Annotated in this window: 26 protein-coding genes; 15 read left to right on the forward strand and 11 right to left on the reverse strand. The window is 65.3% G+C overall.

Annotation, left to right across the window (positions count from 1 at the left end):
* Nucleotides 1–87: 87 nt before the first annotated feature.
* Complete coding sequence (locus A5707_RS17595; RefSeq protein ID WP_065015733.1) at nucleotides 88–693, reverse strand: putative glycolipid-binding domain-containing protein; 606 nt, start codon at nucleotides 691–693, stop codon at nucleotides 88–90.
* Nucleotides 694–841: 148 nt separating this feature from the next.
* Between A5707_RS17595 and A5707_RS17600 the strand changes: the two genes are divergently transcribed.
* The gene (locus A5707_RS17600) at nucleotides 842–1,186 is read left to right on the forward strand and encodes a LapA family protein (protein WP_065015734.1); all 345 of its coding nucleotides are present in this window, start codon (nucleotides 842–844) and stop codon (nucleotides 1,184–1,186) included.
* Nucleotides 1,187–1,191: 5 nt separating this feature from the next.
* Here A5707_RS17600 and A5707_RS17605 read toward each other — a convergent pair whose 3' ends face one another.
* Nucleotides 1,192–1,800 (reverse strand): histidine phosphatase family protein, encoded by a 609-nt coding sequence (locus A5707_RS17605; RefSeq protein ID WP_065015735.1) that lies wholly within the window; start codon nucleotides 1,798–1,800, stop codon nucleotides 1,192–1,194.
* An 85-nt stretch (nucleotides 1,801–1,885) separates the two neighbouring features.
* Here A5707_RS17605 and A5707_RS17610 point away from each other — a divergent pair, with 85 nt between their 5' ends.
* The 5 genes from A5707_RS17610 to A5707_RS17630 are packed head-to-tail and all read left to right on the forward strand — an operon-like array spanning nucleotide 1,886 to nucleotide 6,613.
* Complete coding sequence (locus A5707_RS17610; RefSeq protein WP_065015736.1) at nucleotides 1,886–2,929, forward strand: phosphotransferase family protein; 1,044 nt, start codon at nucleotides 1,886–1,888, stop codon at nucleotides 2,927–2,929.
* A gap of 1 nt (nucleotide 2,930) precedes the next feature.
* Complete coding sequence (locus A5707_RS17615) at nucleotides 2,931–3,695, forward strand: SDR family NAD(P)-dependent oxidoreductase (RefSeq protein WP_065015737.1); 765 nt, start codon at nucleotides 2,931–2,933, stop codon at nucleotides 3,693–3,695.
* A 34-nt stretch (nucleotides 3,696–3,729) separates the two neighbouring features.
* Nucleotides 3,730–5,037 carry an acyl-CoA dehydrogenase family protein gene (locus tag A5707_RS17620; protein ID WP_065015738.1) on the forward strand — a complete coding sequence of 436 codons (1,308 nt, stop codon included), beginning with the start codon at nucleotides 3,730–3,732 and terminating at the stop codon, nucleotides 5,035–5,037.
* The gene (locus A5707_RS17625) at nucleotides 5,034–5,633 is read left to right on the forward strand and encodes a TetR/AcrR family transcriptional regulator (RefSeq protein ID WP_065015739.1); all 600 of its coding nucleotides are present in this window, start codon (nucleotides 5,034–5,036) and stop codon (nucleotides 5,631–5,633) included. Before A5707_RS17620 ends, A5707_RS17625 begins: the two co-directional genes overlap by 4 nt.
* Nucleotides 5,633–6,613 carry an NADPH:quinone oxidoreductase family protein gene (locus A5707_RS17630; protein ID WP_065015740.1) on the forward strand — a complete coding sequence of 327 codons (981 nt, stop codon included), beginning with the start codon at nucleotides 5,633–5,635 and terminating at the stop codon, nucleotides 6,611–6,613. Before A5707_RS17625 ends, A5707_RS17630 begins: the two co-directional genes overlap by 1 nt.
* On the opposite strand, the gene A5707_RS17635 is transcribed toward A5707_RS17630, so the two are convergent.
* A complete protein-coding gene (locus A5707_RS17635) occupies nucleotides 6,603–8,474 on the reverse strand; it encodes an alkyl/aryl-sulfatase (protein WP_065015741.1) in 1,872 nt (623 codons plus the stop codon). The genes A5707_RS17630 and A5707_RS17635 overlap by 11 nt on opposite strands.
* A 182-nt stretch (nucleotides 8,475–8,656) precedes the next feature.
* Here A5707_RS17635 and A5707_RS17640 point away from each other — a divergent pair, with 182 nt between their 5' ends.
* Nucleotides 8,657–9,142 (forward strand): lipoprotein LpqH, encoded by a 486-nt coding sequence (locus tag A5707_RS17640; RefSeq protein ID WP_065015769.1) that lies wholly within the window; start codon nucleotides 8,657–8,659, stop codon nucleotides 9,140–9,142.
* Nucleotides 9,143–9,216: 74 nt separating this feature from the next.
* On the opposite strand, the gene A5707_RS17645 is transcribed toward A5707_RS17640, so the two are convergent.
* From A5707_RS17645 to A5707_RS17670, 7 genes are all read right to left on the reverse strand, one after another.
* On the reverse strand, nucleotides 9,217–11,097 hold the full coding sequence (locus A5707_RS17645) for an ArnT family glycosyltransferase (RefSeq protein WP_065015742.1): 1,881 nt from the start codon (nucleotides 11,095–11,097) through the stop codon (nucleotides 9,217–9,219).
* On the reverse strand, nucleotides 11,094–12,353 hold the full coding sequence (locus A5707_RS17650) for a bifunctional glycosyltransferase family 2/GtrA family protein (protein ID WP_065015743.1): 1,260 nt from the start codon (nucleotides 12,351–12,353) through the stop codon (nucleotides 11,094–11,096). The genes A5707_RS17645 and A5707_RS17650 overlap by 4 nt, the downstream gene beginning before the upstream one ends.
* Nucleotides 12,354–12,397: 44 nt before the next feature.
* The gene (locus A5707_RS17655; RefSeq protein ID WP_065015771.1) at nucleotides 12,398–13,915 is read right to left on the reverse strand and encodes a sensor histidine kinase; all 1,518 of its coding nucleotides are present in this window, start codon (nucleotides 13,913–13,915) and stop codon (nucleotides 12,398–12,400) included.
* Nucleotides 13,893–14,597, reverse strand: coding sequence for a response regulator transcription factor (locus A5707_RS17660; RefSeq protein WP_065015770.1), 705 nt, complete (start codon nucleotides 14,595–14,597; stop codon nucleotides 13,893–13,895). Before A5707_RS17660 ends, A5707_RS17655 begins: the two co-directional genes overlap by 23 nt.
* Nucleotides 14,598–14,709: 112 nt before the next feature.
* On the reverse strand, nucleotides 14,710–14,865 hold the full coding sequence (locus A5707_RS24210; protein ID WP_197495359.1) for a DUF6131 family protein: 156 nt from the start codon (nucleotides 14,863–14,865) through the stop codon (nucleotides 14,710–14,712).
* Complete coding sequence (locus tag A5707_RS17665; protein WP_065015744.1) at nucleotides 14,862–15,116, reverse strand: hypothetical protein; 255 nt, start codon at nucleotides 15,114–15,116, stop codon at nucleotides 14,862–14,864. The genes A5707_RS24210 and A5707_RS17665 overlap by 4 nt, the downstream gene beginning before the upstream one ends.
* A 215-nt stretch (nucleotides 15,117–15,331) precedes the next feature.
* A complete protein-coding gene (locus tag A5707_RS17670) occupies nucleotides 15,332–15,718 on the reverse strand; it encodes a nuclear transport factor 2 family protein (protein WP_065015745.1) in 387 nt (128 codons plus the stop codon).
* Between the two features lie 92 nt (nucleotides 15,719–15,810).
* Between A5707_RS17670 and A5707_RS17675 the strand changes: the two genes are divergently transcribed.
* Nucleotides 15,811–16,803, forward strand: a complete 993-nt coding sequence (locus tag A5707_RS17675) for a phosphotransferase family protein (RefSeq protein ID WP_065015772.1) — start codon at nucleotides 15,811–15,813, stop codon at nucleotides 16,801–16,803.
* Nucleotides 16,796–17,971 (forward strand): acyl-CoA dehydrogenase family protein, encoded by a 1,176-nt coding sequence (locus A5707_RS17680; protein WP_065015746.1) that lies wholly within the window; start codon nucleotides 16,796–16,798, stop codon nucleotides 17,969–17,971. The genes A5707_RS17675 and A5707_RS17680 overlap by 8 nt, the downstream gene beginning before the upstream one ends.
* 16 nt (nucleotides 17,972–17,987) lie before the next feature.
* Here the strand turns inward: A5707_RS17680 and A5707_RS17685 are convergent, their stop codons facing one another.
* Complete coding sequence (locus A5707_RS17685; protein WP_082969532.1) at nucleotides 17,988–18,350, reverse strand: STAS domain-containing protein; 363 nt, start codon at nucleotides 18,348–18,350, stop codon at nucleotides 17,988–17,990.
* 175 nt (nucleotides 18,351–18,525) lie between these two features.
* Here A5707_RS17685 and A5707_RS17690 point away from each other — a divergent pair, with 175 nt between their 5' ends.
* From A5707_RS17690 to A5707_RS17715, 6 genes are read left to right on the forward strand one after another with little or no spacing between them, the layout of a single operon-like run.
* Entirely contained in the window at nucleotides 18,526–19,428 is a 903-nt protein-coding gene (locus tag A5707_RS17690; RefSeq protein ID WP_065015747.1) for an STAS domain-containing protein, read from the forward strand.
* A gap of 31 nt (nucleotides 19,429–19,459) precedes the next feature.
* Nucleotides 19,460–19,846 carry an STAS domain-containing protein gene (locus A5707_RS17695; RefSeq protein ID WP_065015748.1) on the forward strand — a complete coding sequence of 129 codons (387 nt, stop codon included), beginning with the start codon at nucleotides 19,460–19,462 and terminating at the stop codon, nucleotides 19,844–19,846.
* Nucleotides 19,836–20,246 carry an anti-sigma regulatory factor gene (locus tag A5707_RS17700; RefSeq protein WP_065015749.1) on the forward strand — a complete coding sequence of 137 codons (411 nt, stop codon included), beginning with the start codon at nucleotides 19,836–19,838 and terminating at the stop codon, nucleotides 20,244–20,246. Before A5707_RS17695 ends, A5707_RS17700 begins: the two co-directional genes overlap by 11 nt.
* Entirely contained in the window at nucleotides 20,239–20,865 is a 627-nt protein-coding gene (locus tag A5707_RS17705; protein ID WP_065015750.1) for a SpoIIE family protein phosphatase, read from the forward strand. The genes A5707_RS17700 and A5707_RS17705 overlap by 8 nt, the downstream gene beginning before the upstream one ends.
* Complete coding sequence (locus tag A5707_RS17710) at nucleotides 20,862–23,111, forward strand: SpoIIE family protein phosphatase (protein WP_065015751.1); 2,250 nt, start codon at nucleotides 20,862–20,864, stop codon at nucleotides 23,109–23,111. Before A5707_RS17705 ends, A5707_RS17710 begins: the two co-directional genes overlap by 4 nt.
* Before the next feature lie 3 nt (nucleotides 23,112–23,114).
* On the forward strand, nucleotides 23,115–24,371 hold the full coding sequence (locus A5707_RS17715; RefSeq protein WP_065015752.1) for an amidohydrolase: 1,257 nt from the start codon (nucleotides 23,115–23,117) through the stop codon (nucleotides 24,369–24,371).
* Nucleotides 24,372–24,396 lie beyond the last annotated feature (25 nt).

The raw sequence follows: 24,396 nt of genomic DNA on the forward strand, positions 1-24,396 counted from the left end.
GGTGCGGGCCATGTGTGAAGCCAACGCTGATCAAGTGTTGCCGGCCGTCGACCGGTTCATGGAACTGCTCGGCGGCGGGCGGGGTGATCAGATCCGCTCTGCCAAGCCTGGATAGTCCACGATGAAGCCGTCGGAGTCGATGGTGACGGTGACGTCCGACACCGGCGAGTGCACTTTGACGCTGTCTGGGCTTGCGGTGCCGGCACTGCTGTAACTGACGACGGCCGACGTGAGCGACATCTCGGGCAAGCTCACATAGATGACGGGCACCGTCACCGAGTCGGGCCGCTCTTGTAAGCCACGGCGGCGGATTGGCAGCGTGTTGAAAAACGGGCTGAAGACCACGTCGATGTCCAGGGCGCCGTCGAATGCGGCACGGGACTCACCACGCTGGTCGGTCACCAGCCACATGTTCTCCTCGTCGCGGGCGACGGAGAGCTGGCGTTCCCGCTCGGCCAATGTCACGGTCAACCCGAACCGTTTGGTGGCGCCGGTCTCGTCGGTCTGCAGGTCGTAGTAGGCGCTGAACCCGGGGTGGCTGTCGGCGGCGGCAGCCACGATGCGGCCGTTGGCCTTGATCCGGTTGCCGGACAACTGCACTCGCGCCGACTCCATCCGAGCGCAATCGGGGGAGCGCCATGTCAAGATCGCCGGCCAAGGGCTCGGCGTCGTATCCGATGGGGCTGGGCTCACCGGTACACCGTAGGCGACGGCCGGCCAGGTTTTGCAGCCTGGTCAACTTGCTCGAGCCGGCGATAACGCCACGCCGCGTTGATCGCTGCTCATCGACGGGTTTTCCGGATGTGGTTTTGTTCGGGACCCGAAAGGGCAAGATGGCAATATGAGCAGCGATCCGTCCGTATCGCCCGATCAGCCACATCCGGTGCCTGCAGCGCAGCCTGAGGCCGCGACCGAACGGCCGGATTCGCCGGTGATGTTCACCCGCGCCGGCGCCATCTGGAGCGCGTTGACCGTCGGGTTCTTGATTCTCATCGTGCTGCTGATCTTCATCACCCAGAACACCGAATCAGCACAATTTCAATTCCTCGGCTGGCACTGGAGTCTGCCGCTGGGCGTCGCCATCCTGTTAGCCGCAGTGTGCGGCGGTCTGATTACGGTGCTGGCCGGTACGGCGCGGATCTACCAGTTGCGGCGCGCGGCAAAGAAGCACGCCAGCAGACGCTGACCGGCCTACAGCCGTTGGTTGCGGGGCAACAGATCCCACACGTGCTCGGTGCCGTTGACCCCAGCGACGGTGGCCTGTCCCGACCGGGAGAACAGCAGTCGGGTCACCGACGCGTAGTCGATCGGAAACGACAACAGCCGCTGGGTGCCCAGGATCTCGTGTAGCAGTACGTTGATCACGCCGCCGTGACTGAACACCGCCACGGTGTCGTCCGGGTCGCTGGCGGAAACCACGTCGTCGACGGCGGCACGGACCCGAGCACGAAAACCGTCCTCGTCGACCGAGCTGGGTAGGTGCCCCTGCGCCATCCGGGCCCACTCCTGCGGATTCTCCTCGCGGATTTGTTCGATGGGGATGTAGACGGGCAGGTCGCGGTCGTACTCGGCGAATCGTTCGTCGACCTCGACGGTCAAGGCGCGGGCCGCCGCGACGGGGTCGGCGGTTTGAATGGCGCGACGCTGCGGGCTGCTGACGATGCGCGAGATCGGAAACCTCGCCAACGCCTCGGGCAGGCGTGCGGCCTGCGCCACGCCGTCATCAGACAAGTCTGGGTCGGAGCCCTGGCCCGGCTCACTACGAAGTGGCAAGGCATGCCGGACCAGCAGTAATTGCATCGTCCCAGCCTTGCATGTCGCCTGCGGCAACCGGCAGCCAGCCGGAGAATGCTATTCTCCAAGCAGAGAGTGAGGTGTACCGGTGATGCAGGTCAGTGGCGGCGAGCAGCCAGACGTTGACGTTCTGGGCCGTTGGTTGGACGCGAAGGGCGCGCCGGGCAGCGGCGAGAAGCCGGTGCTGGAGCGGTTGTCTGGTGGCTCCCAAAACACGCTCTATCTGGTCGCGCGTGGGGAAGAGCGCATGGTGCTGCGCATGCCCGGACCCCGAGCCGACGCTGCCCGGATCGACGGCCTGCTGCGTGAGATCCGGCTGGTGCGGGCGCTGTCCGGCACCGATGTGCCACATGCCGAGCTGATCGCCGCCGACGATGCCGGCGATCAGCTCGGCATGCCCTTTTACGTCATGCGCGCGATCGACGGGTGGAGCCCGATGGACGGCGGATGGCCGGCGCCGTTCGATACCGACTTGTCGGCGCGACGCGGCCTGGCATTTGAACTCGTCGACGGCGCCGCGAAACTCGGCCGGGTGGATTGGCGGGCGCAGGGGCTGGACGGCTTCGGTCGTCCGGACGGATTCCATGAACGGCAGGTGGACCGGTGGCTGGCGTTTCTCGACGCCTATCGGGTGCGTGACCTTCCCGGCCTACACGAGGCTGCTGACTGGTTGCGTCGCCACCGGCCAGCCCAGTACACGCCCGGAATCATGCACGGCGACTACCAATTTGCCAACGTGATGTTCGCCCACGGCACCCCGGCTCGCCTGGCCGCCATTGTCGATTGGGAAATGACTACGGTCGGCGACCCGCTGCTGGATCTGGCCTGGTGCCTGCTGGGTTATGACGGCGAACATCCGCGCTCCGACGGGTTCTACGTCGACATGGCCGGCATGCCCACTCGCAGTGAATTGCTCCAGCATTACGAGAATGTCAGCGGACTCTCGACGCAGAACATCGACTACTACCTGGTGTTGGCCAACTGGAAGCTCGGCATCGTGCTGGAAAAGACCTACGCTGCCTCGGTGAAATCTGACAAAGTCGATCCGAAGGTGGGTGCCGCGATGGGCGCGATGGTCCCGCAGTTGATCGCCACCGCCGCAGAGCTGTCCCGCTCGCTCTCGACGAAGGGGTGACATGGGTTACGCCGACCAGCTTTTCGATTTATCCGGTCAGGTGGTCTTGGTCACCGGTGGGAGTCGGGGCTTGGGGCGTGAGATGGCATTCGGCGCCGCGCGCTGCGGTGCTGACGTCGTGATTGCCAGCCGCAACTTCGACAACTGCACGGCCACCGCGGCGGCCATCGAAAACGAAACCGGTCGCGCGGCAATGCCCTACCAAGTCCACATCGGACGATGGGATCAACTCGACGGCCTTGTCGATGCCGTCTACGACCGGTTCGGCAAGGTCGACACATTGGTCAACAACGCCGGCATGTCGCCGGTCTACGACAAGCTCACCGACGTCACCGAGAAGCTGTTCGACGCGGTGGTCAACCTCAACCTCAAGGGCCCATTCCGGCTCTCGGCGTTGGTGGGCGAACGGATGGTGGCCGCCGGCCGCGGTTCGATCATCAACATCAGCACCGCCGGCTCACTGCGCCCGACTCCCGACATCATCCCGTACGCGGCCGCCAAGGCCGGCCTCAATGCGATGACCGAGGCGCTGGCCAAAGCGTTCGGGCCGGCGGTACGAGTCAACACATTGATGGCAGGCCCGTTTTTGACCGACGTCAGCAAGGCGTGGAATTTGGAGCAGGCGACGACCAACCCCTTCGAGCACCTGTCGCTGCAGCGCGCCGGCAACCCGGCCGAAATCGTCGGGGCCGCACTATTTCTGGCCTCCGACGCGTCCAGCTTCACCACCGGCTCGATTCTGCGGGCCGATGGCGGGATCCCGTAGCGCGATCGGCGCCGCTGAATCGAGGAGGTTCGACATGGCATGGGATTTCTCCACTGAGCCGGAGTTCGAGAGGAAGCTCGACTGGATCCGCGAGTTCGTCCGCGAGGAGGTCGAACCGCTCGAGGTCCTTTTTCCGGGCTGCGAGTTCCTGCCGCTGAGCGACGAGCGTCGCCGTATCGTCGACCCGCTCAAACAGCAGGTGCGCGACCAAGGGCTGTGGGCACCGCACCTGGGGCCCGAGCTCGGCGGACAGGGCTTCGGGGCGGTCAAGCTGACCCTGATCAACGAGATCCTGGGCCGCAGCCCGTGGGCGCCGATCGTGTTCGGAACCCAAGCACCCGACACCGGCAACGCCGAAATTCTGGCGCGGTTCGGCACCCAGGAGCAGAAGGACCGCTACCTTGCCGGCTTGCTGTCGGGCGAGATCTTCTCTTGCTTTTCGATGACCGAGCCGCAGGGCGGTGCCGACCCGCGAGTCTTCACCACCCGCGCCGTCCGCGACGGCGACGATTGGGTGATCACCGGACGGAAGTACTTCTCCTCCAACGCTTCAGTGGCCTCGTTCTTCATCGTGGTGGCGATCAGCGACCCCGACGTCCCGGTGCATCGCGGCGCGTCGACGTTCTTGATCCCCGCGGGCACACCCGGTCTCGTTGTCGAAGCAACCCACCATCTGACCGGCGCGCTGCCGCATGAGCCAGGGCATTCGCTGGTGCGCTACGACGACGTGCGGGTGCCGTCGGAGGCCTTGCTCGGCGAGCCCGGCCAAGGCTTCCTGATTCTGCAGACCAGGCTGGCCGGTGGCCGCCTGCACCACGCGATGCGCTCGATCGGAGTGGCCCAACGCGCCATCGACATGATGGCGCGTCGCGCGAAAAGCCGCTTCACCCAAGGTAGTTCACTGGCCGACAAGCAGCTGGTGCAAGCGTTTATCGCCGACTCCTTCGCCGAGCTGATACCGTTTCGGCTCACGGTGCTGCACGCCGCCTGGCTGATCGACACGGCCGGCGAGCATGCGGCTCGCACCGAGATCGGGGTGTGCAAGATCCTGGCCTCGCAAGTGCTGAAATCGATCGGGTTGCGCGCGATCCAGGTGCACGGGGCGCTCGGCTTGACTGATCAGCTGCCGTTGACCACGGTGCTGCTCGGCGGGGTGGCACTCGGTTTGGCCGACGGCCCCACCGAAGCGCACAAGGTCAACCTGGCCCGGATGCTGCTGAAGAACTACGACGCCGAAGATGCGGAATGGCCCAGCGAAATGCTGGACAAGCGGGCCGAAGCCGCCCGCACTAAGTACGGCGATCTCATCGATCGTGTTCCGGCACTGCCTGATTCGAGATGAGCAGCCGAGTCGCCGCGGCCGTCGGGCGTGCGCTCGATGATCGACAGCGTGAGGCCACCGAGGAGGTGGAACGGATTCTGGCGGCGGCCGTGCGAGTGATGGAACACGCGGCGCCCGAGCCACCGCGGGTCAGCGACATCGTGGCTGAGGCCGGGTCGTCGAACAAGGCGTTCTACCGATACTTCGCCGGTAAGGACGATCTCATCCTGGCGGTCATGGAACGCGGCGTAGCCATCGTGGTCTCCTACCTTCAGCATCAGATGGCCAAGGCGCCCACCCCGGACGGCAAGATCGCACGCTGGATCGAAGGTGCGCTCGCCCAGGTCGCCGACCCGCATCTGATCAGCATGAGCCGGGCTGCCGCTGGGCAGATGTCGGCCGGCAGCAATGCGACCGAGGAGATCATGCGTCCGATGCGTGACCTGCTGACCGAACCCGTTGCGGCGTTGGGCAGCAGAGACGTTCAGCGCGATGCCGACGCCGTGTTCTACTGCACCGCGACAACCATGCGCCGCTACCTGGATTCGGCCGAGCGGCCGGACGCCGACGATGTGGCGCATTTGGTGCGGTTTTGTCTGCGTGGGTTGGGCGTCTGATGCGGGCGGTGCTCTGCCGGCGATACGGTCAGCCGGAAGATCTGGCGCTCGAGGAGCTTCCCGACCCGACGCCGGGACCAGGCGAGTTGGTGGTGGCGGTGCGGGCGGCGGCGGTTAACTTTCCAGATGTGCTGCTGATCGGCGGTAAATACCAGGTCCAGATTCCCGTGCCGTTCACGCCCGGCAGTGAGCTGGCCGGCGTCGTGCTCGCCGTTGGTGACGGTGTCAGCTTGGCCCCCGGCGACCGGGTGGTCGGTACGACGTTTGTGGGTGCCTTCGCCGAGCAGGCCCTGCTTCGAGCCGAGTCGGTGTCGCCGATACCTGACGGTGCCGACTACGCCGCCGCCGCGGCATTCGGCGTCACCTACCGCACCGCGTACCACGCGCTACGCTCGGTTGCCGCTGTCACGGACGGAGATTGGGTCGTCGTGCTCGGCGCCGCGGGCGGTGTCGGCTCGGCGGCCCTCGACTTGGCAGTCGCCCTGGACGCCCGCGTGTTGGCCGCGGCGTCGACGCCGGAAAAGCTCGACCTGTGCCGACAACGCGGCGCCGAGGCGACAATCGACTACGACGACGAGGACGTGAAAACCCGGATCCGCGACATCACCGGGGGTGGCGCCCGGGTGGTCATCGACCCGGTTGGCGGAGCGTATTCCGAGCCGGCGCTGCGCGGTCTGGCCCGCGGCGGGGTGTTCGTCACGCTCGGCTATGCCGCCGGAGCGATTCCCGCCATCCCGCTGAACCTCGTTCTGCTCAAGGGAATCACGATCCGTGGCATGGAGATTCGCACGTTCAGTGCCGATCACCCCAACGAGGCGCAGCGCGACATGCGGGAACTCGAGCAGCTGTTCGCCGACGGCCGGGTCCGGCCTTACATCGGTGCGCGCTTCGCGTTGGCCGATACGCCGGCGGCGTTACGGCATGTCGCTGACCGCAAGGCGATCGGCAAGGTGGTGATCGACGTCGATGCTATGGGGTGACGATGTTAAATGCGGGGTCGGGCCGATCGAGGACCCCCAGGAAGGCCTGCAGGACCTGCTGGTCTCCGGAGACCTCGAGGCCAGGCGAGGTGAAATCGCCTGCGGTGACCGCCAGTAACCGCGCCTTGGTGTCCAGCCGCACCGTCACGTCAGCTGTTACGGCATCGGCGGAAATCTTGCGGTGCACCAGCACACCGTTGCGCAGTGTCACCCGATAGTTAGCCCCCACGTCGGCAAACGAGACATCCAGCGCGACATCGAGCTGCCACGCTCGGGGTCCGTTGACGCTGATCGCGAACACGTCGAAGATCTGCTCCGGAGAAAGCTGGGCAAGCACGGCCGGCGAGCTGACTTGGCCGACCGTGCCGAAATTGCCATCCCGCAGCTCGGCGGCACCGCACAGAAAGAAATTCCGCCAGGTCGCGTTCTCGGCGCCGTAAGCCAGCTGCTCGAGGGTGTCAGCGTAAAGCGTTCGCGCGGCGGCATGTGTGCCATCGGCGAACACCGCGTGGTCGAGCAACGTTGCAGCCCACCGGAAATCACCGTCAGCGTAGGCCTGCTGTGCCAGCTCCACCACCGGGCCGACGCCGCCTATCGCGTCGACGTAACGGGCGGCCAGCGCCTCGGGTGGATGGGGCCACAGCCGGCCGGGATTGCCGTCGAACCAGCCCATGTAACGCTGGTATATCGCCTTCACGTTGTGGCTGACCGATCCGTAGTAGCCGTGGGTATGCCACGCATTCTGCAGCGCCGGTGGCAATTCGAGCATCTCCGCGATCTCAGTACCGGTGTGGCCCTGGTTGAGCAGCCGCAGTGTCTGGTCATGCAGATACGCATACAGGTCCCGCTGCAGCGACATAAACTCCAGAATCCGATCGCGTCCCCAGGTTGGCCAATGGTGCGACGCGAACACGACATCCGTGCGGTCTGCGAAGGCGTCGATCGCCTCGGTGAGATATCCCGCCCAGGCGTGCGGATCACGGACCAGTGCGCCGCGCAATGTCAGCAAGTTGTGCAAATTATGGGTCGCGTTCTCGGCCATGCATAAGGCGCCGAATCGAGGAAAGTAAAAATGCATCTCGGCGGGGGCTTCGGTACCCGGCGCCATTTGGAATTCGATCTGCACGCCGTCGATGACATGCGACTCGCCGGTGGACTGGATATCGATCGTCGGGAGGATCAGAGCGACCTCCCCGGTGGACGGCCCCTGCCCGAGCCCACAACCCACATGGCCCTGCGGCCCGCGGGCCAACGGTGTGCCGTACATGTACGTGGCTCGCCGCAGCATTGCCGTTCCGGCGTAGACGTTTTCCTGCACGGCGTGCTCGGTGAACCCTGCCGGCGCCAGCACCGCGACCTTCCCGTCATCCACCTCCGCCTGCGAGGTGACGCCTAACACCCCGCCAAAGTGGTCCACGTGACTGTGGGTGTAGATCACCGCGACCACGCGGCGGTCACCACGGTGGGTGCGGTACAACGTCAATGCCGCGGCTGCGACTTCAGTGCACACCAGCGGGTCGATGACGATGACACCGGAATCGCCCTCGACAAAGCTGATATTGGAGATGTCCAAACCGCGAACCTGGTAGATACCCGGGACCACCTCGTAGAGACCCTGTTTGGCGGTCAGCGTGGACTGCCGCCACAGACTGGGGTGCACCGATGGCGGTGCATCGCCGATGAGAAAGGAATAGGCATCGTTGTCCCACACAATGCGGCCGTCGGCGGCCCTGACAACACAGGGCGTCAACGCCGCAATGAATCCCCGGTCGGCGTCGTCGAAATCCCTTGTGTCATCAAGCGGTAGCCGTCGTTGGTGGTGCGCAGATTCGATGGCTGCGGTCGGAGGTTTCTGTTCCACGGATACGACGCTGCCACTGATTCGTCCCGCCCGCAGGATTACTCCGCATTCAGCGAGTTCTCAGACAATTCTCCGAGAATCCAATTTTTGCCAATTTCACTATTGTGGTCGATTCACCCCGCATACTGCCAGAACGGTCCGCCAGCTGTTGACGGGTCTTTCACAATGACAAAGGAGTGCAGGTGAACCGGTCAGTGACAATCGCTGCAGCAGCGTCGGCGATCGTAATTGTAGGCCTCTCAGGCTGTTCGAGTAACAAGTCGACGACGGGCAGTACCGAATCCTCGTCAAAGGGATCCAGCGCGTCGGCGCAGAGTTCGGCTGGTGCCTCGACCGCGAAGGTCACGATTGACGGCAAGGACCAGAACGTTCAAGGCACGACGGTGTGCAGCACCGCGGGCGGCAACGTCAACATCGCCATCGGCGGGCAAGCGACCGGTATCGCTGCGGTTCTCACTGACGCCAACCCACCCGAGGTGAAGTCGGTGGGTCTGGGCAATGTCAACGGCGTAACCCTGGGCTATACATCCGGCACTGGGCAGGGCAATGCGACGGCCAGCAAGGACGGCAACACCTACAAGATCAGCGGGACGGCGACCGGAGTCGATATGGCCAACCCGATGCAGCCGGTGAACAAGCCCTTTGAGATCGATGTGACCTGTTCCTAACTCAATTGGCAGACCAAAATTTTCGGCGGCGCTTCGGCGCCGCCGAAACCTTCTGCGGGTGCGTGTCACGCTATTCAGTGGGCAAGGTCGTAAACCGTGCTGCCGCCGACCTTCTGCGGGGCGTAATGGGATTTCACCCAGGCCGTGATCTGCGCGGCGGCGCTGGAGGCGTCACGGTGCCGACGCGGCCCGCCAGGGCCGGGGGTGTTGTCATCTTCGATGAAGTACCGGACCTGGTGGGAGCCGACATATTGCTGAAACTGGGTGAGCGTGGGCGAGTTATCGGCGCCGCTGAAGCCACCGATCGCCATCACCGACGCGCCGGTCCTCAGTTCAAGACGACCCCCGGCGTGTGAACCGACAGTTGCCGCGGCCCAGCGGTTGTCAGTGGCAGCCAGCATCGCGTTCAGCGCGGTGTCGTCCGGATGCGATTGGCGGCCATGTCGGGATCCGGGCGGGCCGAAGTCCCGGTCAGGCCGCGCAGGGCCCGAGACGGGCACGCCGCCGCTGTGGTGCGCCAGGATCGTCTCGAGGGTATAGGCGGCGGTGCTCGCCAGGCCGAACAGCAGCCCGGCCGCCGCCAGCGTCGTCGTGTAGCGCCGGAGGTGCCGGCCGCCGACCACCAACACCGACGCCACCACGACCGAACCGACCAGCACCAGCCAGCGCAGCCAGGACATCCACTCCGGAGTGCGGTTGAGCAAAACGAAATTCCAACCGCCAGTAGCCGCCGCCATGACAGCTAGCGTGGCCCGGGCCGCCGCAGACCGCCTGCGCTGCCACAGTTCTCGCACAGCGATACTCGCCACCGCCGCGACGGCGGGGGCCAGCGCCACCGTGTAGTAGGGGTGCATGATGCCGCGCATGACGCTGAACACGCCGCCGGTGACCAGCAGCCACCCGCCCCAGAGCAACAGGCCCGCACGGGTCCGATCGGTTCGCGGTGTGTTCCGGACCAACCACAGGGCGGCGGCCCACCCGATGAGCGCCGCGGGCAGCAGCCAGGAAATCTCGGTGCCCATCGACTGCCCAAACATCCGAGTAGCTCCTGCGGCACCGCCGAACATCGGTGACCCGCCAGGACCGCCACCGCCGTGGCCGCCCACCGGGTTGCCGTCGCCGCCGAGGACTCGGCCCACGCCGTTATAGCCGAGGGCCAACTGCAGCAGGCTGTTGTCGGTGGAACCGCCGATGTAGGGTCGAGAATCCTTGGGCCACAGACCAACCAGAGCGAGGAACCAGCCACTTGTAGCGGTCATGCTGAGCGCACCGATGAGCACCGCGCGAAGCCGCGACCACGGGCTGCCGCATACGGCCACCAAGACCACTAATGCCAATGCCGGGGCCACCAGCAGCGCTTGCAGCAGCTTCGTCAAGAATGCGAAACCGAGCGCGACACCGGCCAGCGCGACCCACCGGTTCGGTGACCCCTCGAGGGCGCGCACGATACAGTACCCGGCGGCAACCAGCAGCAGGACCAGCAGCGCGTCGGGGTTGTTGAACCGAAACATCAAGGCCGCCACTGGTGTCAGGGCCAGCGTGGCTCCGGCGAGCAGTCCGGCGCCCACACCGCTGGTTCGGCGCACCGCGCCGTACAACAACGCCACCGAAGCGACCCCCATCAACGCCTCAGGTGCCAGCATCGACCAGCTGTTGAAGCCGAACAACCGGCCGGACAGTCCCATCACCCACATCGCCGCGGGGGGCTTGTCGACGGTGATCGCGTTGCCGGGATCCAGTGACCCGAACAGCAGCGCCTTCCAGCTTTGCGTGCCGGCTTGCACGGCGGCGGCGTAGAACTCGTTGGCGTACCCCGCGCTGCCCAAGTCCCACAGATACAGAGCGGCCGTCGCGGCCAACAGCGCCCAGAGCGCCGGCCGCGCCCACCCTGGCTGCGCAGCCGGACTGATTGGCACCGAAGTAGACTGTGGCGCAGCCTCTGTCACGAGTGTCATTCCCCGGCCTTTGCGGTGTGCGCGGCTGTACGCCGTGGACGAAAGACCCAGCCGCGCAACAGTACGAACCGCACCGCGGTCGCCGCCAGATTGGCAAGCACCAATACGGCGAGCTCGACCAGCCGGGGCGGGTCGGCCACGCCGTGCAAGACCGCGAGTGAACCGCTGGTCAGCAAAAGTCCGATGCCGAACACCACCAGCCCCTGGGCTTGATGCCTGGCTACCCCGGCGCGACCGCGCACCCCGAACGTGAACCGGCGGTTCGCGGCGGTGTTACCCACCGCCGTTACCAGTAGCGCGATCAGGTTCGCGGGCTGCGGGCCCAGATGACGCAGCAGCACAAACAACACCAAGTAGGCCAGCGTGCTGCAAAGCCCGATGGTGGCGAAGTGCACGCTTTGACCCAACAGTGATCGCCGTGCACCCGCCCGGCTGCCGAATTGCGCGCCGATCGCCTGAACCGGAATCTGCCCGCCGGCAAAGCCTTTGAGCAGCCTGGCGATACCTTTGAGGTCGGCCAGCGCGGTGGAGAGGATGTCGACGCGACTGTCGGGATCGTCGACCCAGTCCACCGGCACCTCATGGATGCGCAGTCCGCTGCGTTCGGCGAGCACCAGCAACTCGGTATCGAAGAACCAACCGGTATCGGCCACATGCGGCAGCAGGTGCCGCGCGACATCTGACCGGATCGCCTTGAACCCGCACTGGGCATCGCTGAACCGCGCCGCCAGCGTCGACCGCAAGATCAAGTTGTAACAGCGCGAGATCAATTCGCGCTTCATGCCACGCACCACCCGCGAGCCCCGGCCGAGCCGGGTCCCGATAGCCAGATCGGAATGCCCGGAAATCAATGGCGCCACAAGCGGCGCCAGAGCAGCCAGGTCCGTCGACAAATCGACATCCATGTACACCAGCACTTGGGCATCGGATTGCGACCACACCGCATGCAGGGCGCGCCCGCGGCCCCGCTGCTCCAGCCGGACCGTCCGCACTTCGGTGAACTGGTCAGCCAGTGATTCGGCGATGACCGGGGTGGCGTCCGCACTGGCGTTGTCGGCGATCGTGATCCGGAACGTAAACGGCAACTCCTCGGATAGATAGCGGTGCAGACCGCGGACCGAATCAGCAAGGTCGGCTTCCTCGTTGTACACCGGAACCACCACGTCGAGCACCGGCGTGCCGCGTTGAGCTGCGAGCAGGGCGGCATTGGCGCGCGAGGCGAAGCCGGCTATGTCGGGTGTCGTTGTGACCGTCATACGACGATCTTGTGAGCCGGATGTGGGGCGCCAATTGGCGCTTGCTATGCGTCAGCTGTGAACGGAAGGCGCACAGTGAATTCGGTGTGGCCGGGCGCGCTTTGCACGGCGATCGTGCCGTCGTGGGCCCGGATCACCGCAGATACGATCGCCAGGCCGAGCCCGGTACTGCCGCCCTTGCGCGACCGCGAGGTGTCGCCGCGAGCGAACCGCTCGAACACCTCGGACTGCAGCTGCTCGGGGATGCCCGGCCCGTTGTCGATGACCTTGAGCACGGCGTGCCCGGGCTCGGCGGCCAACTGGGTCGTCACCACGGTGCCCGGCCCGGTGTGCACGCGCGCGTTCGTGAGCAGGTTGCCCAGGACCTGCTGCAGCCGCGCGGCGTCGCCGCTGACGATCACCGGCTCGGCGGGCAGGTCGAGCTTCCACTGATGATCGGGGCTGGCGACGTGCGCATCGCTGACGGCGTCGACCGCCAGCCGGGACAAATCCACCCGCTCGCGCTCCAGCGGTCGGCCAGAGTCCAGGCGCGCCAACAGCAAAAGGTCCTCCACCAAGCACGTCATCCGCTCCGTCTCGGATTCCACCCGGCTCAAGGCGTGCGCCACCGCGTCGTTGTCACCGTCGCTTGGCCGCATGCGTTGCGCCAGTTCGGCATAGCCGCGGATCGCTGCCAGCGGGGTGCGCAGCTCATGGCTTGCGTCGGCGACGAACTGGCGCACACGTGTTTCGCTGGCCTGCCGGGTCGAGAGCGCGGTGGCAATATGGTCGAGCATCCGGTTCACCGCTAACCCCAGCCGTCCGACTTCGGTGTGGGGGTTGGCATCTGGTTCGGGCACCCGCACCGGCAGCGCCACCTCACCGCGGTCCAGCGGCAGGTTGACCACTTGCCCGGCGGTTTGTGCAACGCGGCTCAGCGGCGCCAGGGCACGGCGGATGATCAGCACGCCGGCGGTGGTTGCGGCGGCGACCGCAACCACGGTGACGACCCCGAAGATCAGCAGCACCCGCAGCAGCGTGTTGTCGACGTTTGTCAGAGGCAGGCCGGTGATGATGACGTTGCCACCGCGCCGAGCGTGCGCGGCGACGACCCGGTAGCGGCCCAGGCCGTCGAGATCACGAGTCACCGGTCGGCGGCTGGTAGCGACATCGCGCAGCTGCATCTTGGCGGTGTCGGTCAAGTTTCCCCGCTCACCCTGGCCGGTGAGATAGCCGGCGTCGACCGTTGTGTCGCCGTCGAGCACTGCCGCCACGATGCCGACCGGCTGCCCCGGCGCGTCGAGGAACAGCGGGCCCGGCCCAGGGCGGTGGATCGGGCGGTGGTCGTGCCGCCACGGCGGCGGCAGCGGCGGCGGTGGTGGGGCACCGTAGATGTCTGCCGAGCGGTGCGCGACTTTGTGTAGTTCTTGGTCGACCTGGCCTACCAGATATTGATGCAGGGCCAGTTCGGTCACCGCACCGATCCCGACGCACGCGATGGCCAACACGATGACCTGGCCCACCAACAACCGAACCCGAAGGGACCAGGTTCGACGAGCGCTAGCCGGCCGGCTTGAGGACATAGCCCGCGCCACGCAGCGTGTGGATCATGGGCTCGCGCCCGTTGTCGACCTTCTTACGCAGGTAGGAAATGTAGAGCTCGACGATGTTGGACCGGCCGCCGAAGTCGTAACTCCACACCCGGTCCAGAATCTGCGCTTTGCTCAACACCCGCTTGGCGTTGCGCATCATGAACCGCAGCAACTCGAACTCGGTGGACGTCAACGAGATCGGTTCGCCGGCGCGGGTCACCTCGTGGCTGTCTTCATCGAGCACCAAGTCGCCGACGACCAGCTGGGCGCCGCTGTCGACGGTCGTCACCCCGGTGCGACGCAGCAGCGCGCGCAGTCTCAGCACCACCTCTTCCAAGCTGAACGGTTTGGTGACGTAGTCGTCGCCGCCGGCAGTCAGCCCGGCGATGCGGTCTTCCACCGCGTCCTTGGCGGTGAGCAGCAGCACCGGAAGGTGGGGATGGTGTTCGCGCAGTTTGCGTAACACGTCGAGCCCGCTCATGTCCGGCAACATGATGTCGAGGACGACGACGTCTGGACGTTGGGCGCGGGCCGCGGCAAGTGCCGAGGCACCGTCGCCGGCGGTGGCGATGTTCCAGCCTTCGTAGCGCAGCGCCATCGACACCATTTCGGCCAGCACGGTCTCGTCGTCGACCACCAGCACATGGATCGGGTTGCCGTCGGCGCGACGCATCACGACACGCTCGACGGGTGCCGGGGGCTGGCTCACAACACCTAAGTATGCGCGCAGGCATGAGCCGTTACTGTGGCAAGCCTATGCGCGGGCTGTGAGCCCGGCGGTGCGGCTAATACCAGTAGCGGCGACCGCCGACCGGCCGGCCGACGCTGCCCAAGATCCAGAAGATCGCTCCGATTACCAGCAAGATGATTCCAAGCACCCATAACAAGTGGATGCCGAACACGAATCCGAGGATCAACAGAATAATTCCGAGGACGATCATGACATCTCCATTTCAACGAGGTGTTCGATGTCGATTGCGGGCATCGAACTGGGCTGCGGCAGATGACAGTCCGCCACTTTCGGGTTAATGCCGGCGTAGTTCAGCGGTCCGGCAATTACGGTGACGGCGATGGTCCCCGCAGAGGCACAACTCGTGTCACCGCCTTTGAAGTAGTCACGCTGCCAAGCAGCAATGACGCCGATGATCAGCCATACCAGCACAAGCGTGCTGATAGCTCCGCTATACCGCATTGCGACCTCCGTTGTGTCCTCACAATGCACACTTGTCGAACTACTTACCCTACGGGCCGGTTTTCAAAACCTGGGTGCAAATCGCCGAGACCGGCGATGCTCGGTTGAGCAGAAAACAGCAGCGTCGCCGTATCCTCAACGCGCCCTTCCCATCCGGCTGTGACTGCTCACCTGCCTGCATCGACGCATTTGGATGCGACCGCAGGATCACACCCTCACCCGTAACCGAGCAGCTCGGCCATCCTCGGGATGACCGCCTGCAGCGCCTTGAATGGCCGAATCATGACTTTGACCGAGACGATCTTCTCGTCGTCATTCCAGTGCACCATATCGATGCCGTTGACGTAGACCCCGTCGATATTCGCCGCGAATTCCAAGATCGCCGAGCTGTCACTGTACCACTGCTCGACATGGCGAAAGTCGCTGTTTGCGAACAATTTTCCTGCCGCAGTCAGGTACGCGACGGTATTAGCGCGGCCCTTCTGAGGGCTAAAAACCGCCGGCGAGTAGAAGACTGCATCATCAGCCAGCAATTCGTCGATTTCGTCGAACCGGCCGGCCTCGACGATTTCGGTCCAACGCTGCATCACTGGTGGCGTCATGTCGCCATCCTCGCAGATTCAGCCCCTGTTACGGCCTCAACTCGTCTCGCGGTAGCTTCAGCGACGTGGACCACGAAGCGGTAGCGGAATGGATGTCGAAGCAGGGGCTGGGTGAGGGGCCGCTGGAAGATATTTCCGAGCTCAGCGGCGGGACGCAGAACATCATGCTGCGGTTCACCCGGTCCGGACGGTCATATGTGCTGCGGCGGGGTCCCCAACACCTGCGTCCGCGCAGTAATACCGTGATTTTGCGGGAAACCCGGGTGTTGGCCGCGTTGGCCGGTTCCGATGTGCCCCACCCGCGGCTGATCGCCACCTGCGATGACACCAGCGTGCTCGGCGACGCCGTCTTCTATCTGATGGAGCCGATCGACGGGTTCAACGCCGGCGAAGAACTGCCGTCACTGCATGCCGGCGATCCCAGCGTGCGGTTCGGGATGGGGCTGTCGATGGCTGACGCACTGGCCAGGCTCGGCGCAATCGACCACGTAAAGGTCGGCCTGGCCGATTTCGGGAAACCGGACGGTTTCCTGGAACGCCAAGTGCCGCGGTGGCTTTCGGAACTGGAGTCCTACAGCGCATTCGAGAACTACCCCGGCCCCGATATTCCCGGCGTCGACGACGTCGCGAAGTGGCTCGACGAACACCGGCCGTCGCAGTGGAAACCGGGCATCCTGCACGGTGACTACCACGCGGCCAACGTGATGTTCTCCCGGACCGGCCCGGACGTCGTAGCCATCGTCGACTGGGAGATGTGCACGATCGGTGACCCGCTGCTGGATTTGGGCTGGCTGCTGGCCACCTGGCGCCAATCCGACGGATCCAGCGTGTTCGCGCACAGCCTCACCGAGGTGGGCGGATTGGCCAGCGCCGAGGACCTGATCGAGCGCTACGCGGCCAACACCACCCGCGACCTGTCGCAGATCACCTGGTACACCGTGCTGGCCTGCTTCAAGCTCGGCATCGTGATCGAGGGCACGCTGGCGCGGGCCTGCGCGGGCATGGCACCGCGGGAGGTCGGCGACCAACTCCACGCGGCGACGGTGAAGCTGTTCGAGCAGGCCCTGGAGCTGGTGAGTGATTGACTTCGAAATCCCGGCTGACCTGGCCGCGCTGAGCGCTGAGATCCGGTCCTTTGTCGCCGAGCAGATCGTCCCGTACGAATCCGATCCCCGCCTCACCCAACACGGTCCCAACGACGAACTGCGCGCTGAGTTGGTCGAACTGGCCCGCGCGGCTGGTCTGCTGACCTTCCAGGCGCCCAAGCGTTTCGGCGGACGCGAGCCGTCGCACCGCGAGCAGGCGGTGCTGTTCGAAGCGGCCGGTTGGTCGACGCTGGGCCCAGTGGCGCTCAACTGCGCCGCCCCCGACGAGGGCAACATGTACCTGCTCGGCAAGGTCGCCACCCAGCAGCAGGCCGAGCAGTTCCTGATACCGGTCATCGATGGCCGGCAGCGGTCGGTGTTCGCGATGACCGAACCCGACGGCGCCGGCTCCGACCCCGACCAACTGGCCACCACCGCGGAGTTCGACGGCACCGACTACGTCATCAACGGGCTCAAGTGGCTGATCACCGGGGCGCAGGGCGCACGCACCTGGATCATCATGGCGCGGGTGGCACCGAACCCCTACGGTCCCGACGGGCCGACGCTGTTCTTGTGCGACGGGCAGACGCCCGGCATCGAGCTCGAACGGGTGATGTCGACAATGGACCGCAACTACGTCGAGGGCCACGGCGTGGTGCGCTTCGCCGATCTGCGGTTACCGGCATCGGCGGTGCTCGGGGAGGTGGGCCAGGCGCTTCGGTATGCGCAACTGCGGCTGGCCCCGGCCCGGTTGACGCATTGCATGCGATGGCTGGGCGCTGCCACCCGCGCACAGTCGATCGCAGTGCAGCATGCCCGCACCCGCACCGCGTTCGGCAAGCCGCTCGGCGAGCACCAAGGGGTGAGTTTCATGATCGCCGACAACGAGATCGCCTTGCAGCAATGCCGGCTGGCGATCTGGTGGGCCTGCTGGACGCTGGACAGCGGCAGCAAGGGCAGACACGAAAGCTCGATGGTGAAGGCCTACGTATCCGAGGAGCTGTTCAAGGTCGCCGACCGCTGCGTACAGATCCTCGGCGGCATCGGCATCTCTGACGAGACACCGGTCGGCATGATCTTTTCCGACATGCGGGCCTTCCGGCTCTACGACGGCCCGACCGAGGTGCACAAGTACGCGATCGCCCGTCGGGTGCTGCGCTCGCCGTAGCTGAGCGCGCGCCCGTCTAATCGGCCGTCAGTTTTACCGCCGTCAACGCGTCATCCAGCGTCGGGTACATCGAGAAGACCTTGTCTAGACCGGTCAGCTGAATCGGCCGATTCGTCGCGGCGTTGTTCGACACCACCGCCACTTGAGCTGATTTGCTGACCTTCTCCTGAGTGGCTACCAGAATCCGAAGACCGGCCGACGCCAGGAATTGCACGGCGGACAGTTCGATGACGAGCACCGTCGGATCCTCGGCAAGTGCCCCGGCGATCGCTGCCTCGAATGCGGCGGCGGTGCTCAAATCGATTTCACCGCCAATGCTGACCACCGTGACACCGTTACGGTGCCCAATAGAGGTGGTAATCGGGACTGGAGCAGACAACGGCCATCCTTTGGTGTGGCGTGGTATCGCTCGTGGCGGGGACGGTGCCGACCCATGACCCGCCGTCGCAATCTGCTTGAAATAGTACTTCACCGGCTGCCCCGCGGAGACTAAGTTACTCTTGCCCCAACATTGTGCGGGCTGCCGTCGGGTATCGCCGAGAGCGGGAGGTTCGATGTCGGATCCGTCGCTAGGTTTTGCAGGAACCAATGCCGTCACGCAGACAGTAGGGGTCTCCAGCGAGGGTTTGCTGCCGCAACTGGTTCAGCATCTGCGCCAGAACCGCACCGGCCTACGCGAGGAGTGGGCGCAGCGCATTACCGAGGCGGAATTGCTCACGGCAATGACCCCCGAGGAGATCTTCTCCGAAGCCACCGCGGTCTACGACAACTACGTGGAAGTGCTCGAGACCGGAAGCGTCGAAGCGCTGCAGGACTACGCGCGCGATCTCTCCGAACGGATCATTCCGCGTGGCGTGGAAACGCACGAGGTCGTCGGCATCGTGCTGCTGCTGCGCGACGTTCTCGCCCGCTCGCTGTTCGAGAAGTACCAGTCGGACTTCGACCTGCTCAACCGGGTGCTCGACGCCTATGAGCCGGCCGCCAACCGGATCGCCAATACCGTCGCGGTGAGTTTCGTCCAGGAGCGCGAGCGCATCATCCGGCAACAGCAGGAGGCCATCCGCGAGCTGTCCACGCCGGTGCTGCAAGTGCGTGAACAGCTGCTGATTCTGCCGATCATCGGCATCCTCGACAGCCAGCGCGCCCGTCAGGTCACCGAGCAGTTGCTGCGCGCGATTCGAGCCAACCGGGCCAAGGTCGTGGTCATCGATGTCACCGGTGTTCCCACCATCGACTCCACGGTGGCCAACCACTTGGTGCAGACGGTCGACGCGTCCGGGCTGATGGGTGCCAGCGTGATCATCACTGGGCTGTCGTCGGAGATCGCGCTGACCCTGGTGACCATCGGGCTGGACCTTTCGAAGATGAACGCCGTCGGTGACCTGCAAGGCGGCATCGAAGAAGCCGAACGGCTGCTGGGTTACGAAGTCACCCGCACCGGCGAGCAAAGCGGGTGAGCGCAGCAATTAAGAGCAATTGAGAGCGCCCATGCCGGTACCCATCCTGAAACAGGGCGCAATCCTTATCGCTTCGGTACAGGCCGCCCTGACCGACTCCGACACCGAACGGCTCCGCGAAGACCTGATGGAACGCGTGAGCCGGTTCCGCGCACAGGGCATCATCGTCGACGTCACCGCCATTGACGTGATGGACTCGTTCGCCGCCCGGTCGCTGCGCACCATCGCGCACATGACCCGGTTGCGCGGTGCGGACACAGTGATTGTGGGCCTGCAGCCTGAGGTGGCTTTCGCCATGGTCCAGCTCGGGCTGGTGTTCGACGACATGTACACCGCGCTGGATTTGGAAGAAGGCCTCGCGCTGCTGAATCGGCAACTGGGCCTGCGCAAACCGATCGGACCCGACGGTGCTGGATGACGTGCTAGTCGGCATCGATAATCCGGACGACATCGTCTCCGCGCGGCAGGCGGGCCATCATCTGGCCCGCGAGCTGGGCTTCTCGTTGACCGACGTGACCATGATCGCCACGGCGATCTCCGAAATCGCACGCAATATCACCAGCTACGCCGGCCGCGGTGCGGTTCGGGTCATGGTGGCCGACCGGGAGGGCCGAAAGGCGTTGGTAGTGCGCGCCGAAGACGACGGCCCCGGCATCGCCAACATCGAAAGGGCGCTCGAGGACGGGTATTCGACGGGCCGTGGGCTGGGCATGGGCCTGCCCGGCGCGCGCCGCCTGATGGACCGGCTGATCGTGGAATCCACTCCCGGCGAGGGCACCACCATCGAGATGTGGAAGTGGATACCGCCCAATGGCTGACCGCGGCTGGCTCGGACCGTTCGAGTGGGCGGCAAAAGCTCGGCCACGACCGGGCGAGTACGTTTGCGGCGATCGTCCGATCGCCGTCGACGTCAACGGAACCGGGGCGTTGATGGGCGTCGTGGACGGCCTCGGTCACGGCGCTGAAGCGGCAAGAGCAGCGCTGTGCGGGGTCGAAGTCCTGCGCGGCGCCTGCGCCGAGCCGCTCGAGGCCCTGGTCCGGCGCTGCCACCGCGCGATGGCTGACACCAGAGGCGCGGCAATGACATTGGCGCAGATCGATTTTCCGTCCAACACGCTAAGTTGGATCGGCATCGGTAACGTCAGTGCCAACCTCGTCGCGAAAAAGCCGGGCGGTGTCGAGGTACGGTCGTCGGCGCGGCTGGTCGGCGGCATCGTCGGCTACCGGCTGCCCGAAATCCTCAAACCCCAGGACGCCGCGATCCGTCCCGGTGACCTGCTCGTCATCGCCAGTGACGGGATTACCGATGACCATCTCGACGATATCGATTTCGCCGCACCCGCATTCGCGATCGCCGAACAGATCCTGAGCCGACACAGCAAGGGCAACGACGATGCGTTGGTGCTCACTGCACGACATCGAGGCGCATCCGGATGACCCGCGCCTACGACTTCCACGTCCGGTACGCCGCCGCGTTGCGGTCTTACCTGGCGATGAGGACCGAGTCGAGTCTCGCCGTCGCTGAGGAGCTCGGGCGTCGTGCCTTGCAGGAAAGCATCAGCATGCTCGAGATCATCGAGAACCACTTCCGGCTGGTCAACGACGAACTCGCGAGCGAATCCGCTGCCGACAGATCGGCGGCTCTGGAGTTCTTGTTGCAGACCTTCGCACCGCTGGACGTAGCGACCCGCGGATTCCTCGACGGCACAAGGCGTTACGAGGAGCAGCGAGCCCGCGCCGAAGACCTCGCCGACCGCGACGAATTCCGCACCGCTCTGGTCAATTCGCTGCAGGAGGGTTTCTTCGTTGCCGACGATAATGGCGCCGTCATCGAAGTCAACGAGGCGTTTGCCAAGATCACCGGCTACGCCTCCTACGACACCCCGTATGAGTGGCCGCATCCGTGGTTGGTCGACAAAAGGGCGGCGCGGGTGCAACAGTCGCGGCTCGGCACCGAAAGTCAAGTCCAGTACGAGACGCCGATCCGGCACCGCGACGGCCGGCTGGTGTGGGTCGCGGTGAACATCAGCAGGGTCGCGGGACAAGGTGTCGATGGGGTGGTGTACGTCGGAACGATTCGCGACATCACCGCGGAGCGCGCGTTCGCCGCGCGGGAAAGCGCGGTGCTGCGCCTGGCCACCGCCGTGGGTGTTGCAAAAAGTGTGAGCGAAGTACTCGCGATCACCCTCGACGAGTGCCGGGCGGCTATCGACGTAACCCGGGTGGTGGCCGTCACCTGGTCCACCGACGGGGGAGACCCGACTGTCCAGGTGGCAGGCGAGGCCGCCGCGACATCCTGGCACGAGCTGGATCCCTTGCTGCAGGAGACGTTTCAGCAAGCGCGCCACCAGTTGCCGCTCACCGTGCAGCCAATCGAATGGGCCGACACTCCCGGCAAGTCACGCGGGATAGTCGCGGTGCTCTCCGGAAGTGGCGACGTGGCAATGTGGTTGGAGCTTCGCGAACCCCGGCGGGTCAGTGCGGAGGATCGGCTGCTGGTCACGGTGCTGGTCGGGCACCTCAGCCTGGCGGTCCAGCATGTCCGCCAGTTCGAGAGCGCCCGTGAGACGTCGCTGACGCTGCAGCGAGTCATGCTGCCGACCATGGATCCCCCGACAGGTTTCGCGGTGCGCTATGAACCTGCTGTCCTGCCACTGGAGATCGGCGGCGACTGGTATGAGGTGCTGCCGGTGGGCGAGAAGCGAATCGGCATCATCGTCGGCGACTGCGTGGGCCGCGGCTTGTCTGCGGCCGCGGTGATGGGGCAGCTTCGCAGCTCTGCGCGTGCTCTGCTGCTGACCAACACCGAACCAGCCACGGTGCTCGAACAACTCGACTCAGCCGCCGAGTTCATCCCGGACGCCTTCTGCACCACGGTGTTTGTCGGCATCCTCGATACCGAATCAGGCGAGTTGCGGTACAGCAGTGCCGGGCATCTGCCGGCGCTATTGGTAGCACCAGAGTCCGAGCCGACGTTGCTGTCGGATGCCCAGTCGGTACCGATTGCCGTGCACAGCAATAGTTCTCGCCGCCAAGCGGCCACGGTGCTCTACCCCGGATCGACGTTGATGCTGTATACCGACGGTTTGGTGGAGCGCCGGGACGCATCGATCGACGACGGAATCGCCCGCGTCGCCGACGTCGTCGTAGATGGGATGAACCTGACGGTCGATGCCGTCGCCGATGCCGCGCTGGCCGCGATGGCGCCGCCCGGCGGGTATGACGACGATGTAGCGATCGTGGTCTATCGACACCCGTATGCTCCGCTAGTCATCGAAAGTGACGCGATTGCAGATGAATTGGCCGACATCCGGCATCGGCTCACGGCGTGGATGCGGGACTCTGCGGTCCCCGAGGATCTCGTCGCCGATGTCGTCTTGGCCGTCAACGAGGCCTGCGCGAACAGCATCGAGCACGGCTACCGGGGCCAGCAGCCGGGCAAGGTGCGGGTAGATGCCGGCTCTGACGGAGCGGAGTTACAGATCCGGATAACCGACTCGGGCTCGTGGAAACCCGCAGCGGCCGACCCGGGTAACCGCGGACGGGGACTAGTGCTGATCCGATCGGTGAGCGACTGGCTCGAGCTGGATTGCACACCGTCGGGAACGACGGTCGAGATGACTTTCCGATTGCCCGCCGAGCAGCGCGTCCATGCGGTGTCGGACGCCTCGGAGGGGAGCTGACCGGTGCCCTACGAGTTCGTCGACCCGTATGTCGATGATGAGACGGCGCGGCTGGTCGAGGTGTTCAAAGACATTCACCGCAACCCCGAGTTGGGGTTCATGGAGACCCGCACCGCCGGGATCGTCGCGCACACGCTGACTGTGCTGGGTTTCGCCGTGACTACCGGGATCGGCGGAACCGGCGTTACGGCGGTATTGCGCAACGGATCGGGACCCACCGTGATGTATCGCGCCGACATGGATGCCCTGACGGTCGAGGAAGCCACCGGCCTGGACTATGCGAGCACGGTGCGGGTCAGGCGCGACGACGGCAGCGAGTCACCCGTCGGGCATGTGTGTGGCCACGACGCACACGTCACCTGGATGCTCGGGATGGCCGGTGTGTTGGCGAAGACGACAGATGCCTGGAGCGGCACCGCAGTGTTGGTCGCCCAACCGGCCGAAGAGTTGATCGCCGGCGCGCAGGCCATGGTCGACGACGGCCTGTATGACACCGTGCCCAAGCCGGACTTCTTGGTCGGCATGCACACCGCGCCCGGCCCGGTCGGCATGGTGGTTGCCTCCGGTGGCACCAAGATGGCCGGCACCGATCAGCTCGACATTGTGTTCAAAGGGGTCGGCGGTCACGGGTCGATGCCGCAGTTGACCAAGGATCCGGTGCTGATGGCCGCCTTGGCCATCGTCGAGTTCCAGACGATCGTCAGCCGGACGATCGCGCCGCAGGAAACCGCGGTGCTGACGGTGGGTTCCGTGCAGGCCGGTTCGGCCAGCAACGTCATCCCAGACCAGGCGCTGGTGAAGGTGAACCTGCGGTGGTTCAGCCCGCACGTGCGCGAGCAGCTGATCAGCGGGGTGCGGGCGGTCAGCGAAGGCATCGCCCGCACCTACGGGATGCCCGAAGACCAGCTGCCGGTGATCACGATGAAGGGCGGATCCACCCCGCTGGTCAACGACGAACGACTCTGCGGCCGCATCGCCACGACGCTGAGCGGGGTGATTGGCCCGGAAAACGTTGTGACGGACTTTCCGCCGCTGCCCGGTTCAGAGGACTGCCACCTGCTCAAGGGCCCGCACACCGATGTTCCGTTGAGCTACCTGCTGGTCGGCGTCGCCGATTCGCAGGTGTGCGCTGAGGCGTGGACGGCCGGCAAGATGTTTCCCTATTCGCCGCACAGCCCGAACTACGTCGTCGACCTGGCGGCGATTCCATTCGGGGCAAAGGTCGCGAGTCACGCGATGCTGGAACTATTGGGCAGCTGAGCGCGTTTCGAAGGGATTCGAACTG

The sequence above is a fragment of the Mycobacterium kyorinense genome (assembly GCF_001672775.1).
Taxonomy (GTDB): Bacteria; Actinomycetota; Actinomycetes; order Mycobacteriales; family Mycobacteriaceae; genus Mycobacterium; species Mycobacterium kyorinense_A.

What these genes read in the sequence shown, in the direction of transcription:
- A5707_RS17620 (WP_065015738.1), top strand. Translation starts at nt 3,730, where the DNA reads ATGGCATGGGATTTCTCCACTGAGCCGGAGTTCGAGAGGAAGCTCGAC.
- A5707_RS17650 (WP_065015743.1), bottom strand. Translation starts at nt 12,353, where the DNA reads ATGACGGTCACAACGACACCCGACATAGCCGGCTTCGCCTCGCGCGCC.
- A5707_RS17600 (WP_065015734.1), top strand. Translation starts at nt 842, where the DNA reads ATGAGCAGCGATCCGTCCGTATCGCCCGATCAGCCACATCCGGTGCCT.
- A5707_RS17670 (WP_065015745.1), bottom strand. Translation starts at nt 15,718, where the DNA reads ATGACGCCACCAGTGATGCAGCGTTGGACCGAAATCGTCGAGGCCGGC.
- A5707_RS17695 (WP_065015748.1), top strand. Translation starts at nt 19,460, where the DNA reads ATGCCGGTACCCATCCTGAAACAGGGCGCAATCCTTATCGCTTCGGTA.
- A5707_RS17690 (WP_065015747.1), top strand. Translation starts at nt 18,526, where the DNA reads ATGTCGGATCCGTCGCTAGGTTTTGCAGGAACCAATGCCGTCACGCAG.
- A5707_RS17655 (WP_065015771.1), bottom strand. Translation starts at nt 13,915, where the DNA reads ATGTCCTCAAGCCGGCCGGCTAGCGCTCGTCGAACCTGGTCCCTTCGG.
- A5707_RS17665 (WP_065015744.1), bottom strand. Translation starts at nt 15,116, where the DNA reads ATGCGGTATAGCGGAGCTATCAGCACGCTTGTGCTGGTATGGCTGATC.
- A5707_RS17645 (WP_065015742.1), bottom strand. Translation starts at nt 11,097, where the DNA reads ATGACACTCGTGACAGAGGCTGCGCCACAGTCTACTTCGGTGCCAATC.
- A5707_RS17615 (WP_065015737.1), top strand. Translation starts at nt 2,931, where the DNA reads ATGGGTTACGCCGACCAGCTTTTCGATTTATCCGGTCAGGTGGTCTTG.
- A5707_RS17705 (WP_065015750.1), top strand. Translation starts at nt 20,239, where the DNA reads ATGGCTGACCGCGGCTGGCTCGGACCGTTCGAGTGGGCGGCAAAAGCT.
- A5707_RS17605 (WP_065015735.1), bottom strand. Translation starts at nt 1,800, where the DNA reads ATGCAATTACTGCTGGTCCGGCATGCCTTGCCACTTCGTAGTGAGCCG.
- A5707_RS24210 (WP_197495359.1), bottom strand. Translation starts at nt 14,865, where the DNA reads ATGATCGTCCTCGGAATTATTCTGTTGATCCTCGGATTCGTGTTCGGC.
- A5707_RS17710 (WP_065015751.1), top strand. Translation starts at nt 20,862, where the DNA reads ATGACCCGCGCCTACGACTTCCACGTCCGGTACGCCGCCGCGTTGCGG.
- A5707_RS17675 (WP_065015772.1), top strand. Translation starts at nt 15,811, where the DNA reads ATGTCGAAGCAGGGGCTGGGTGAGGGGCCGCTGGAAGATATTTCCGAG.
- A5707_RS17625 (WP_065015739.1), top strand. Translation starts at nt 5,034, where the DNA reads ATGAGCAGCCGAGTCGCCGCGGCCGTCGGGCGTGCGCTCGATGATCGA.
- A5707_RS17610 (WP_065015736.1), top strand. Translation starts at nt 1,886, where the DNA reads ATGCAGGTCAGTGGCGGCGAGCAGCCAGACGTTGACGTTCTGGGCCGT.
- A5707_RS17660 (WP_065015770.1), bottom strand. Translation starts at nt 14,597, where the DNA reads ATGCGTCGCGCCGACGGCAACCCGATCCATGTGCTGGTGGTCGACGAC.
- A5707_RS17630 (WP_065015740.1), top strand. Translation starts at nt 5,633, where the DNA reads ATGCGGGCGGTGCTCTGCCGGCGATACGGTCAGCCGGAAGATCTGGCG.